At 59.8% G+C, this 12554-nt stretch carries 11 protein-coding genes; 7 read left to right on the top strand and 4 right to left on the bottom strand.

The window, feature by feature from the left end:
- Positions 1-25: 25 nt before the first annotated feature.
- The 3 genes from phaeop14_RS02260 to phaeop14_RS02250 all read right to left on the bottom strand — a co-directional run bounded on the left by phaeop14_RS02260 (position 26) and on the right by phaeop14_RS02250 (position 3258).
- Positions 26-1312: a GumC domain-containing protein gene (locus tag phaeop14_RS02260; RefSeq protein WP_040172616.1), complete on the bottom strand. Its 1287-nt coding sequence runs from the start codon at positions 1310-1312 to the stop codon at positions 26-28.
- Positions 1313-1384: 72 nt separating this feature from the next.
- The gene (locus phaeop14_RS02255; protein WP_040172614.1) at positions 1385-2458 is read right to left on the bottom strand and encodes a CpsD/CapB family tyrosine-protein kinase; all 1074 of its coding nucleotides are present in this window, start codon (positions 2456-2458) and stop codon (positions 1385-1387) included.
- Between the two features lie 74 nt (positions 2459-2532).
- Positions 2533-3258 carry a sugar transferase gene (locus tag phaeop14_RS02250; RefSeq protein ID WP_096790202.1) on the bottom strand — a complete coding sequence of 242 codons (726 nt, stop codon included), beginning with the start codon at positions 3256-3258 and terminating at the stop codon, positions 2533-2535.
- Positions 3259-4066: 808 nt separating this feature from the next.
- On the opposite strand from phaeop14_RS02250, the gene phaeop14_RS02245 reads away from it, so the two are divergent.
- The gene (locus phaeop14_RS02245; RefSeq protein WP_096788632.1) at positions 4067-4975 is read left to right on the top strand and encodes a 2-dehydro-3-deoxygalactonokinase; all 909 of its coding nucleotides are present in this window, start codon (positions 4067-4069) and stop codon (positions 4973-4975) included.
- A 28-nt stretch (positions 4976-5003) separates the two neighbouring features.
- Here the strand turns inward: phaeop14_RS02245 and phaeop14_RS02240 are convergent, their stop codons facing one another.
- Positions 5004-6134 carry a THUMP domain-containing class I SAM-dependent RNA methyltransferase gene (locus phaeop14_RS02240; RefSeq protein ID WP_096788631.1) on the bottom strand — a complete coding sequence of 377 codons (1131 nt, stop codon included), beginning with the start codon at positions 6132-6134 and terminating at the stop codon, positions 5004-5006.
- A gap of 327 nt (positions 6135-6461) precedes the next feature.
- Between phaeop14_RS02240 and phaeop14_RS02235 the strand changes: the two genes are divergently transcribed.
- The 6 genes from phaeop14_RS02235 to phaeop14_RS02210 all read left to right on the top strand — a co-directional run bounded on the left by phaeop14_RS02235 (position 6462) and on the right by phaeop14_RS02210 (position 12501).
- Positions 6462-8195, top strand: coding sequence for an ABC transporter substrate-binding protein (locus phaeop14_RS02235; protein ID WP_024098336.1), 1734 nt, complete (start codon positions 6462-6464; stop codon positions 8193-8195).
- Positions 8196-8348: 153 nt separating this feature from the next.
- Positions 8349-9425: an ABC transporter ATP-binding protein gene (locus tag phaeop14_RS02230; RefSeq protein ID WP_040172608.1), complete on the top strand. Its 1077-nt coding sequence runs from the start codon at positions 8349-8351 to the stop codon at positions 9423-9425.
- Between the two features lie 7 nt (positions 9426-9432).
- The gene (locus tag phaeop14_RS02225; RefSeq protein ID WP_096788630.1) at positions 9433-10548 is read left to right on the top strand and encodes an ABC transporter ATP-binding protein; all 1116 of its coding nucleotides are present in this window, start codon (positions 9433-9435) and stop codon (positions 10546-10548) included.
- Positions 10548-11411 (top strand): carbohydrate ABC transporter permease, encoded by an 864-nt coding sequence (locus phaeop14_RS02220; protein ID WP_008561161.1) that lies wholly within the window; start codon positions 10548-10550, stop codon positions 11409-11411. Before phaeop14_RS02225 ends, phaeop14_RS02220 begins: the two co-directional genes overlap by 1 nt.
- A gap of 14 nt (positions 11412-11425) precedes the next feature.
- The gene (locus phaeop14_RS02215; RefSeq protein WP_008561997.1) at positions 11426-12223 is read left to right on the top strand and encodes a carbohydrate ABC transporter permease; all 798 of its coding nucleotides are present in this window, start codon (positions 11426-11428) and stop codon (positions 12221-12223) included.
- Positions 12223-12501, top strand: a complete 279-nt coding sequence (locus phaeop14_RS02210; RefSeq protein ID WP_040172601.1) for a DUF2160 domain-containing protein — start codon at positions 12223-12225, stop codon at positions 12499-12501. Before phaeop14_RS02215 ends, phaeop14_RS02210 begins: the two co-directional genes overlap by 1 nt.
- Positions 12502-12554: the final 53 nt, after the last annotated feature.

Raw genomic sequence — 12554 nt, 5'->3', positions numbered from 1 at the left:
TGCTGTCGGCGGTGCGTGGCTGAGTTCAACCGCTTGGCTCCGTTCCGGTACGCCGCCGCCCACCCAAAGCCATGCGCAGCCGCGCAAAGACGCCGCGGCGTTTCGAGGACGTGTCGAGAAAGGGGATGGCGACAACAGGTGTCAGACCGGTTTCCCGCTCCATCTGTGCCACGCTGCGCAACACCGGGCGCCGCAGTTCCAGCAGGAACGCGATGCCCAACGCCAATCCGATGCTGGCAACCCCGCCCATCAGCGCCTTTTTCTTACGCCCGCCGGTGGCCGGATAATCCGGCAGCGGTGCAGATTCGATCACCGTCAGGCGCTCCGACTGGCGCGATGCCTCCAGACGGAAGCCGACCTCTGCCTCGGTCCGGCGCTGGGAGATCAATTCAAGCTCGGTCTGCAACTGCCCCATCCGGCGCTCATACACACCCAGCTGGCGCTCCACTTCCGGGGTGGTTTCCAGCGAACGCTCCAGAGCGCTGCGACGGTTCAACAGCAACTCCCGCTGTGCATCAAGCGTGGCCAGTTTCTCCTCAAAAACCTCGAGCATCCGCTGTGCAGTTGCCTGTCGCTGGTTCGAGGTGGTCTGATCCGCCTGTCTGCGCAATTCGATCTGCTCGCGCTCGATCTCCAGCAGGCCGGTATTCAGGGTCGAAATCTCTTCCCGCCGCATCTCAATCCCGCCGGGCAGGGCGACGTTATTGGCATTGCGATAAGCGGTGATTTCATTCTCAAGCTCAGCCACCTCGCTGATGAGGGCAGTTTCCTTGTCCACGAAGAAGGTCAGGGTTTCGCGGGCCTGCTCAATCCGGGAGCTTTGGCTGAGTTCGATCGTGCGTGTGGCAAATTCGCTGGCAACCGCCTGTGCCTGCTCCGGCGTCGGCATCAGGGCGGAGATGGTCAGCACTGATATCGTGCCATCATCGGCAAAGCCCTCCCGCGCGGCGGCCACCCCGGTGAGCGACACGGATTCGCGCAGCAGGGCCACCTTCTCCGATGGGACCAAACCCGGCAGGTCCTGATAAAGGCCAAATTTCTCAATAATATCCAGAACCGACCCGCGGGCCATCAGGCGCTGTTCGATCAGCTGCAAGCGACGTGCGGACGAGCCGTCGACGGTGGATTTAGCCAAATCATCAGCTATCTTCGGTCGGGTGATCTGCAGAACCGCCGAGCTTTCGTAGAAATGCTGCTGCTTGGCCGCCACCCACAGCGAGACCATGGCGCCAAGGAGGATGACCCAGAAGATCACCGACGCGCGCCGACGTAGCATGTCCAATATGTCATCCAGAGTGCGGATCGGTCCCATGTCTTGGCTCGTCGTTGGTTACGGTTGTGTGGATGTCAGGTTACAGGGTGGCAACGGGGCGCGTGGCGGCATCTACTGGCCATATTGCAGCAGGCCAGCACCGCGGGCCCGGTTCAGGCTGACGCCAAGCAGCTGGGTCTGGCCGTCGATCAGTTTTTCACAGGCCGCAAGGTGTTTGGCGGTGGTGCGGGTGCCGTCGGCGATCAGCAGAACCCCGTCCACCTGCGGCAGGAAGGCTGCGGCATCATCATGTTCGAGAACCGGCGGCAGATCGAACAATGCGACATCGGCGCCAGTGCTCAGCACCATGTCATCAATCACGCTGGCGCAACGCCCGTCATGGAGGATTTCAGCCGCGTTGCGGTCTGGCGCCGCCGTTAGCCCGACCGCAAGAGAGGCGGTCGGCCGGATCAGGTGTTCAGGCAGCGTCAGCTCCCCAGCCAAAAAACCCGGCATATCCCCCGATGGGGGCAGTTTCAGTGCCGAGGCAACACCGGGTCGGCGAAAATTGAGATCCATCAGCACCGTGCGGTTTCCGGGTACTCGCGCCATGCTGAGGGCGAGATTAACGGCAGAAAACGTTGCACCGCAACCTGTCGTAGGGGCCGCAATGGCGACGCGTTTCCAACCCTGCACCTTGAGACTGTGCAGCAACCGCGTGCGCAGCAGATCAAAGGCATTTGCTGTCGGAGAGTTGCGGAAGAAATTGACCAGCGGGGAGCGGGCGAGCTGATGCCCGCGAATGTCCAGTGGCACCCGGTGCAGCCGCTCCCAGACCTCGGGTAAGGTCGCTGGCAGGTGTTGTGATTGTGGGTCGGTATCCGCAAGCCCCTCAATCGGCTGGCTCTTGCCAGTTTTGGGGCGACGCGCGAAGCGGTTACGTTCCCCATCCTGCGACAGGCGCGCGGTTGCTTTGGCGGATGAAGCCGCCATATCGCGGGCGCTGGTTCCGCTGCTGTGCGATGTCGACAATCCAGAGTCGGCCCGCTCGGACAGAGCGGGGTCATGCTCTGGTGCCGAGGTGTCGCGCCCCTTGCGGCGGCGAAATCTCTTGAAGCCTTGTTGCGTCATCGCGAAGGGATCGTCCCATTCCAGTTTCTGTGCACAGCTGCCAGGGGTCTCCGGTCCGGTCATCACATCTTTCATGAAACCCCCTTGACGTTCTATCACGTTCGGCAGAACCCGCCTATAGCCCGGCCATCACAGTTAGCCCAGGACGGTTAATATCCGGTACCTCGCAGCACGACACCAACGGTGCGCCAGATGAGATCAACATCGGTGCGCAGGCAAAGATCGCCATGATAGTCGGCATCCGCGCGGGCACGCACAGCAAAACCACTCTCGTTGCGAACGGAAACCTGCCACAATCCGGTAATTCCGGGCTTCAGTTCGAAATAGGCGGTGGCATCGCCATAGAGCGGCAGCTGATCCGGCATCATTGGACGCGGGCCAACAAGGCTCATCTCGCCGATCAGGACGTTCCAAAGTTGCGGCAATTCATCCAGCGAGGTAGTGCGCAGAAAGCGACCAACCGGGGTGATGCGCGGGTCCTCTTTCAGTTTCTGCGTCTCGTCCCATTCGCGCCGCATCGCCGGGTCGCTGGCCAGATGACGCTCCAGCAGCTGTTCTGCGTCGCGAACCATGGTGCGCAGTTTCAGGATTGAGAAGACCCGACCGCGCTGGCCAAGACGGTCCTGCGTGTAAAACGGATTGCCCCCCTCAAGCCACAGCGCAAGTGCGGCCATCAGGATCAGAGGCAGGCTGATCGGCAACGTCAGAAGGACCAAGGCAATGTCCAGGCAACGCTTTCCAAAAGTGGCATAGCCACCCAGTGATCCAGCCCCCGTCCCCGCGCCGATTGCGCCAGCCACAGCGGGCGACATTTTCAGAGAACCGGATGCGCTCCGCTTCGACGAAGATGGCGGCGCAGAAACCGCTGCGTTCATATTGGCAACACCCATCCCGACGAGGGGGGCGTCACCCACGAGAGCGACCAGACAGCCGTTGCCGAGTGACGGCCAGCGGGACCAATTGGCCCGACCGGTCACAGCACCGGACGGGCGTGCAGCCCCCTCTTGCACGAAATCCTTCATCTCCAACCCCAATCTAGAGCCGCCCCCGCGGCCCTTACCTCTGCGCTGAAACAACAGCGTCTTTGCCCCCGCGAACGGCGGGTGCACTCGCACCAATTTGAGTATCCCGACACGGCAGCGCCCCGGGTCCCAAGTCCAATAAGATCGATGGTTTTCCTCCAGCCACACCCCCATGCAGCTGGAACCTTCGTCCCAATCAGGCGGCCCTTTTAGGTCGCCATCCAAGCCGCAGTTGCGGCAATTTCTTAATAAAGCAATTTTAGACAAATCTCAGTAAAAACCGAGAGAGGGCGCTATTTGCTCAAATTTAAGTAAATCAGGGCGCCAGCTGAGAAACAATTCCTCAAAAGGATAGGAACTATCCGCGCAGCCTACCCAAAAGTATAAGGAATCAACCGAGACTCAGCGATAAATTCGAGTCAAACAAGAACACAGCCCAAAGGCGATGTTAATCATATCTTCCGCACCATAGGTTTTGTTAACCTATTTTGGCGCATCAAACGGGCTATTCCACGAGCACATCTGAGGGCGTCAGGACCAGCGTTGATCATCGGCCCTAAAATTGGCAAGGAGAGCGGGACTGCCCCCGCCATCTGGTGCCGCCGTGTTCCCGAAATACCGCGGGCACCCCATCTAGCAATCAGACCCAAAGGACGAGACCATGTGCGCCGCATCTGCCGACCCATCCTCCGCATCTCCCGCCGGACACTCCGCGATCAAATCTGCCAGCTGGATCGCAGCGGATCATGCAGACGGGCGGATCACGGCCTGGCTGATGCACGAGGGCGAAGCGCGACAGCAGGTCTCCATTGGCTCAAGCGGCGAGTTGATGGCGGATGTCACTGCCTTGATCAGCCAGCTGCACGATTGCGCGGTTGATACGCCGATCCTGCTCAGCGACGACAGTCTGCGCGGTGGCGATACCGGGACCATCACGGTGCCGGCAAAAGTCGCCGAGCGGCCCATGGGCGATGCGACACTGGGAGGCCATCCGCTGCGGGTGCTGGGCGGGCTGTCGCAGGCCACCCCACCCGCCGTGATGCGCGGCGCCTGCAATCGCATTGCCGGGTTTCTCAGTCTCAATCCGGATTGGGACGGCGTGATCTGTGTTGCTGGGGCGACAACCCATTGGGCGCTGATCAGTGCGAATGAGGTGGTCAGTTTTCAAAGCTTCATGACGGCGCAGCTCTGGCAAGGTCTGGCGGCGAGGCTCAGTCTCAGCGAAACGCCTGCATATGATGGCGCACAGCGCGCTGAGCTGACCGCAGCTATTGACACCATCCAATCAAAGCCAGAAGCGCTGGCGGCGCGGTTGGCGGAGCTGCAAGCCACACAGGGGGCGCACGGCAACACCGGTGCCGCCTGTTTGTGGGGGATGCTTCTTGGCGCTGAGCTGTCGGCAGCGCGCGCCTATTGGCTGGGGCAGAATATTGCACTGATTGCGCCCCCACCGCTCGACACACTCTATCAGGCGGCACTTGACCACCAAGGGGTGCCGGTGACGCAGACAGATGCCGACCGCATGGCCCTGGCGGGCCTCGTCAGTGCCTGGCGCGCAATGACCGCCTGACACGACCCCCTCACTGCGTGCTTTGCTCCTAGGGCAGTGGACCTGTTTGGAACAGGCGGATTTTCAACCCACCGTGGGCCACCGGAGGGCCAAAGGGTTTGAACGGCAACTGAGTGGCCTTGGCCAATGAGGTTTCGCTGGTAACAATCCCAACCCGCCAGCCGCTGAAACCGGCCATCAGCGTTTCCCCCAGGGCGGCATAGAGCGCGTAGAGCAACTTCTTGTTGCCGATGCGTGCGCCATAGGGCGGATTCACGATCACCAGTCCCGGCGTATCATTCGGGCCGAGATCCGGCGGCGTCAGATCGCTGACTGCCTGCTGAGTGATCTGGACCAGATCCGCTACACCTGCGCGCTCTGCGTTGGCGGCGGCCATCTCCACGGCGCCGGCGTTGCGGTCTGAGCCATAGCATCGGGCGCGGGTGTAGCGCGGAGTTTCCTTAGCCCGCAACTCTGCCCAGCCTTCGGGGTCGAAGCTGGCCATCTGCTCAAAGGCAAAACTGCGGCTGCGCCCCGGCAGCAGGCCAAGCGCGATCTCCGCGGCCTCAATCACAAAGGTACCGGAGCCGCACATCGGATCCACCACCGGCTCCTCGCCATCATAGCCGCAATCACGCAGGAACAGCGCGGCGAGGTTTTCGCGCATCGGCGCCTTGCCGACTGCTGTTTTGTGGCCGCGTTTATGCAGCCCCTCGCCCGAGGTATCGACGCTGAAGGTACAGAGGTTATCCTCGATCCGCAGCTTCACCGTGATTGGGGCATCAGCGCTGATCGGCGCCCCGAGCTCTTCAGTTATCGCCCGTTCGATACGCTGGGTGGCAGCGCCGGCATGGTAGATCTTCGACTTCTTGTTGGTGGTGGTTTCAACCCGCACCGGGACATCGGGGCGGAGCACATCGGCCCAGGGGAATTTGCGCGCCCGTTTGTCCAGTTGGGCAAGGTGGAAGGCCCGGAATGACCCAATCCGCGCCAAAACCCGCGCCGCGCCCCGCAGGTGCAGGTTGGCACGCCAGACATCCGGCCAAGCGCCCTCAAATGTGACACCGCCGGGCACGGTTTTTGTACCTGTAAACCCGGCCTCCACCGCTTCGCGCTGCAGGGTCTGCTCCATCCCCGGCGGGGCGGTCAGGAAGATTTCGAATGTATCGCTTATGTCCATGACCTCTCCTTAGCGATAAAAACCATTGTCAGCGACGCCAAAGTGTACCCGCTGCGCTGCGCTCCCCTGCCATTAGCATCCGCCTGCAACTTGGTTCGGATCCCGCACAACGGGATTCCTGCGGCATTTGCCGCGATGCAGCACAGGGGACCACTGCGAGACGATCAAGAAACTCTCCCTTAAGATGAATTCATTGTACTTTAAAATCATATCGTTACGTCAAACTAAAAAATTAGTTTGACAAGGCAGACCCCGGTGTGGAACCTGTTTGTCAGCCGGGTGCAACGAGGCATCTCTGGCCACAATAAATCACTAGGGAGGAGAAAGATGCGTAAGTATCTTTTGTCCGCAGCCGCGGTTATTGCCGTGGTCGCGGGACAGGCAGCCTATGCCGATGAGGCAGCTGCCAAGAAATGGATCGACGAAGAATTCCAGCCCTCGGTTCTGACCAAGGACGAACAGCTGTCGGAAATGCAGTGGTTCATCAAAGCGTCCGAACCGTTCTCGGGTATGGAAATCAACGTCCTGTCCGAAGGCATTCCGACGCATAGCTATGAGTCCGAAGTTCTGACCAAGGCATTTGAGGAAATCACCGGCATCAAGGTGAACCATCAGATCCTCGGCGAGGGCGAAGTGGTTCAGGCCGTGCAGACCCAGATGCAGACCAAACGGAACCTCTATGACGCCTACGTCAACGATTCCGACCTGATCGGCACCCACTCGCGCCTGCAACTGGCCTACAACCTGACCGACATGATGGAAGGTGATTTCTTTGACGTCACCAACCCGGAACTCGATCTGGGTGACTTCATGGGCACGCAGTTCACCACCGGTCCCGATGGCGACCTGTATCAGCTGCCCGACCAGCAGTTCGCAAACCTCTACTGGTTCCGCAAGGACTGGTTCGACCGCGAAGACCTGCAGGCCGCGTTCAAGGAAAAATACGGCTACGATCTGGGCGTTCCGGTCAACTGGTCCGCATATGAGGACATCGCCGAGTTCTTCTCAAATGACGTGAAGGAAATCGACGGGACCGCAATCTATGGTCACATGGACTATGGTAAGCGCGCGCCTGACCTTGGCTGGCGTATGACCGATGCCTGGCTGTCGATGGCTGGTGCTGGTTCGAAAGGTGAGCCGAACGGTGTGCCGATCGACGAATGGGGCATCCGCATGGAAGCGGATTCCTGTAACCCTGCCGGTGCAAGCGTAACTCGCGGCGGCGCGGCAAACGGTCCGGCTGCGGTCTATGCGATCCGCAAGTGGGATGAATGGCTGCGCAAATTCGCCCCTCCGGGTGCGGCGTCCTATGACTTCTACCAGTCGCTGCCTGCTCTCGCGCAGGGCAACGTTGCTCAGCAGATCTTCTGGTACACTGCATTCACCGCCGACATGGTGAAGCCGCAGTCCGAAGGCAACAACACCGTTGACGGTGAAGGCAACCCGCTGTGGCGGATGGCCCCCAGCCCGCATGGTCCCTACTGGGAAGAAGGCCAAAAGGTTGGTTATCAGGACGTTGGGTCCTGGACCTTCCTGAAATCCACCCCGGTGGATCGCGCCAAGGCGGCCTGGCTCTATGCTCAGTTTGTTGTGTCCAAGACCGTCGACGTGAAAAAATCCCACGTTGGTCTGACCTTCATTCGGGACTCTTCTGTGAACCACGAGAGCTTCACCGAGCGCGCGCCCAAGCTGGGTGGTCTGGTCGAATTCTACCGTTCGCCTGACCGCGTTGCATGGTCCCCGACCGGCGTGAACGTGCCTGACTATCCGAAGCTGGCCCAGATCTGGTGGCAGCAGATTGGTGACGTCAACTCCGGCGCCTTCACCCCGCAGGAAGCCATGGACCGTCTGGCCGAAGAAATGGACATCACCATGGCCCGTATGCAGCGTGCAGACGAGCAGGCAAATGTCTACGGTGGCTGCGGCCCGCGTCTGAACGAAGAGAAAGACGCCGACTGGTGGTATGCCAACGGTGGCGCCAAGCCGAAGCTGGAGAACGAGAAGCCTCAGGGCCAGACCGTCAACTACGACGAGCTGGTTGCCCGCTGGGCATCTGAGTAACCCCTCCTCCCGTGGGGAGCGTGCGGATCTGTCCGCTGCGCTCCCTACTTTCGCCCCGGAGCCTGGCTGGCCCGCTCCGGGGCACCCCTTTCCCCTAAAAAATGATCGCGCATGCCGCGCGCAACAGGCCGTCCGCCGGAAAGTCAAAGCAAGATGGCACTCGAACTCATAAATGTGACCAAACGCGTCGGCGCCCAGCTGCATATCAAGGAAACCTCCCTTGTGCTGGAACCGGGTCACTTCAACGTCCTTCTGGGCGCCACCGGGTCTGGCAAGACCTCTCTCATCAAGATGATGGCCGGCCTCGACCCGATTGCCAGCGGACAGGTGGTGATGGATGGCCAGGACGTGACCGCGCTCAGCACCCAGAAACGCAACATCAGCCTGGTGCATCAGTTCTTCATCAACTACCCCCATATGACCGTCTACGAGAACATCGCCTCGCCGCTGAAGGTGGCTGGCATGGCGAAGTCCGAGATTGAAGGCCGGGTCGAAGAAGCCGCCGATATCCTGCAGCTGCGCCCGATGCTGCATCGCCGCCCGCATGAATTGTCCGGTGGTCAGCAGCAGCGCACCGCATTGGCCCGCGCAATTGCCAAGGAAAGCCGCGCAGTGTTCCTTGATGAGCCGCTGGCGAACCTGGACTACAAACTGCGCGAGGAACTGCGCGATCAGCTGCCTGAACTGTTCGCCGGGCGTGGCGCCGTGGTGGTTTATGCGACCTCCGAACCGGAAGAAGCGCTGCTGCTAGGGGGCAAAACCGCCCTGATGCAGGATGGGCGCGTGACCCAGTTTGGCACGACCGCTGATATTTATCGCAATCCTGAAAACGTCGCCGCAGCGCGGGTGTTCTCGGATCCGCCAATCAATACAGCCCCCATCGTGAAACAGGGCAGCACAGCGCGCCTTGGCCAGGATGTCAGCTGGTCGTTGACCGGCGCGGCAGCCGATCTGGCGGATGGGCCCTACACGATTGCGATCCGGCCCTACCACGTGCTGCCCGTGGCGACACCTCTCACCACGGTGCAGCTCTCCGGTCAGGTACAGGTGACGGAGCTGTCCGGGTCCGAAAGCAGCGCCCATTTCGACATGGGGCTGGATGTGGACCACGGCAGCTGGGTTTCCCTTTCGGCAGGCGTTCACCCCTATGAAGTGGGTGAGCAGCATGACTTCTACATGGATCCGTCGGCGGCATATGTGTTTGCCCCTGATGGCTCCCGCGTGGCGTGAGGCGCAAATGGCTAAGATTACACTCTCAAAACTGCGGCATAGCTATATGCCAAACCCGTCAAGCGCGTCAGACTACGCCCTGAAGGAAATCGACCTCGACTGGACGGACGGCGGGGCCTATGCGCTGCTTGGTCCTTCGGGCTGTGGCAAATCCACCCTACTGAACATCATCTCCGGCCTTTTGGTGCCATCCGAAGGCCAGATCCTGTTTGATGGCAAGGACGTCACCAAACTGCCGCCGGATCAGCGCAACATTGCACAGGTGTTCCAGTTTCCGGTGATCTACGACACGATGACCGTTTACGACAACTTGGCCTTTCCGCTGCGCAACCGTGGTCGCGATGAGGCGACGGTCAAGGAACGCGTCATGGCAATCGCCGAGATGCTGGAAGTGACCGATCTCTTGACGATGCGCGCCGCTGGCCTGTCACCGGACAACAAGCAAAAGATCTCCATGGGGCGTGGACTGGTCCGTGAAGATGTGAACGTGGTGATGTTCGACGAACCGCTCACTGTGATCGACCCGCATCTGAAGTGGAAACTGCGCTCCAAGCTGAAGGAACTCCATCAGCGCGTGAAGGCCACAATGATCTACGTGACCCACGACCAGACAGAGGCGCTGACCTTTGCTGATCAGGTTGTTGTCATGCAGCTGGGTGAAGTGGTTCAGATCGGTACGCCGGTTGAGCTGTTTGAACGCCCCGCGCATACGTTTGTGGGTCATTTCATCGGCTCACCGGGTATGAACGTGCTGCCATGTGAATTGCGCGCGAGCCGACCCTATATCGGTGCCCACCCGATTGCCTTGGAAGGCCCGATCAAAGGGGACGCCGCAGGCAAGACTGAGGTCGGCATCCGGCCTGAGTTTGTGTCCCTCGCCAACAGCGGCCTGCCCGCAACCGTGACCAAGGTTTCGGATGTTGGCCGCCACACAGTTGTGGAATGCGAGGCCGAAGGTCAGCGGATCAACGCTGTGGTCGAAGGCGCAGGCCCAGCCAAGGGGGCAGCTGTCCACCTGTCCTTCCGTCAGGATCAGACCCGGCTCTACGTCGATGGCTGGATCGCGACAGAGGCTGCCCAATCTGCCACCGAGACCAAGACTGAGACCGAGGAGCAGGCATAATGAAAACCGAAAACCAAAAGGCGTGGTTCTTTGTCCTGCCTGTCCTTCTGCTCGTTGCCTTCAACGCGCTGATCCCGATGATGACCGTCGTCAACTACTCCGTTCAGGAGACATTCGGTGACAACGTCTTTTTCTGGCAGGGGCTGGACTGGTTCCAGCAGATCCTGCGGTCCGACCGGTTCCATGCGGCGCTTGGCCGCCAGTTCATGTTCACCTTCCTGATCCTGATCATCGAAATCCCGCTGGGCATCGCCATTGCGCTGTCAATGCCACGCAAGGGGTTCTGGGTGCCAGTGTGTCTAGTGCTTATGGCGCTGCCGATGCTGATCCCGTGGAACGTGGTTGGCGCGATGTGGAACATCTTTACCCTGCCCGATATCGGTCTGCTGGGGTATTTCCTGAACCACACGCTGGGCATCAACTATGACATGACCCAAGATCCTGTCGCTGCCTGGATCACCATCGTGACCATGGACGTCTGGCACTGGACCTCGCTTGTGGTGCTGTTGTCCTATGCCGGCCTCGTGTCGATCCCGGATGCCTATTATCAGGCCGCAAAGATCGATGGTGCCTCCAACTGGGCTGTGTTCCGCTTCATCCAGCTGCCAAAGATGAAAACCGTTCTGACCATCGCAATCCTTCTGCGGTTCATGGACAGTTTCAACATCTACACCGAACCGTTTGTTCTGACCGGCGGTGGTCCCGGCAACTCGACAACACTATTGTCCATCGACTTGGTTAAGATCGCGCTTGGACAGTTCGACCTTGGTCCGGCGGCGGCGATGAGCCTCATCTACTTTGCAATCACACTTCTGGTCAGCTGGCTGTTCTACACCGTCATGACCAAAGACGATCAAAACTAAAGGAGGATACTTCGATGCAAAAACGTACCATCGTCCCCATCGTTTATATCCTGTTCCTCATGCTACCGATCTATTGGCTGGTCGCGATGAGTTTCAAAACGACGAATGAAATCCTGTCCGGCTTCTCGCTGTTTCCGCAGACCTTCACGCTGGAAAACTACGCCACGATCTTCACCGATCCCAGCTGGTACTGGGGCTACATCAACTCAATCATCTATGTGTCGATCAACACGGTGATCTCTGTCGCTGTTGCCCTGCCTGCGGCCTATGCGTTCTCGCGCTACCGTTTTCTGGGTGACAAGCAGCTGTTCTTCTGGCTGTTGACCAACCGGATGGCGCCTGCTGCGGTTTTTGCGCTGCCGTTCTTCCAGCTTTATTCGGCGGTGGGGCTGTTTGACACCCATCTCGCGGTAGCTCTGGCGCATTGCCTGTTCAACATTCCGCTGGCGGTCTGGATCTTGGAAGGCTTCATGGGTGGCATCCCGAAAGAGCTGGATGAAACCGCTTATGTGGATGGCTATTCCTTCCCGCGCTTCTTTGCCACAATCTTCATCCCGTCGATCAAGGCTGGCGTGGGCGTGGCGGCGTTCTTCTGCTTCATGTTCTCTTGGGTGGAGCTGCTACTGGCCAAGACCCTGACCGCTGTTGCTGCGAAACCCATTGCTGCCACTATGACAAAAACCGCCTCAAGCGCCGGTTATGAGCTGGGCCTGCTGGCGGCGGCTGGCACACTGACAATCATTCCGGGCGCCATCGTGATCTACTTCGTCCGCAACTACATCGCAAAAGGCTTTGCGATGGGGAGGGTATAATGCTGAGTTGGATGGCCTGGACCTGGCCCACGGCACTGGTCTTTATCGGGATCTTTTCGGCCATCGGCCTGATGATCGTTCTGGAAATCCGCAGCCCCGGTGGTGACGCCCGCAAAGGTGTACTGGGGCTTGTGACAACCCGCGGCGACCGGCTGTTCATCAGCCTTTTGGGCACCTCCTACATCTTCCTAGCCTGGCTGGGATTGGTGGGAATGCCGCTGTGGTGGCCGCTGGGCCTGTCGGTTGTCTGGTTTGCCTTCACCTTCTGGAAAGTGTGATAAAACACGAGGGGTCCTGTCTGCAGGGCCCCTTTTTTACACGCCGTTCTGCC

Origin of the sequence: Phaeobacter piscinae (assembly GCF_002407245.1) — a bacterium.
In the GTDB taxonomy this organism is placed as follows: Bacteria; Pseudomonadota; Alphaproteobacteria; order Rhodobacterales; family Rhodobacteraceae; genus Phaeobacter; species Phaeobacter piscinae.
Note: the sequence above shows the minus strand (reverse complement) of the source record. Positions and strands in the feature narration are given on the sequence as shown.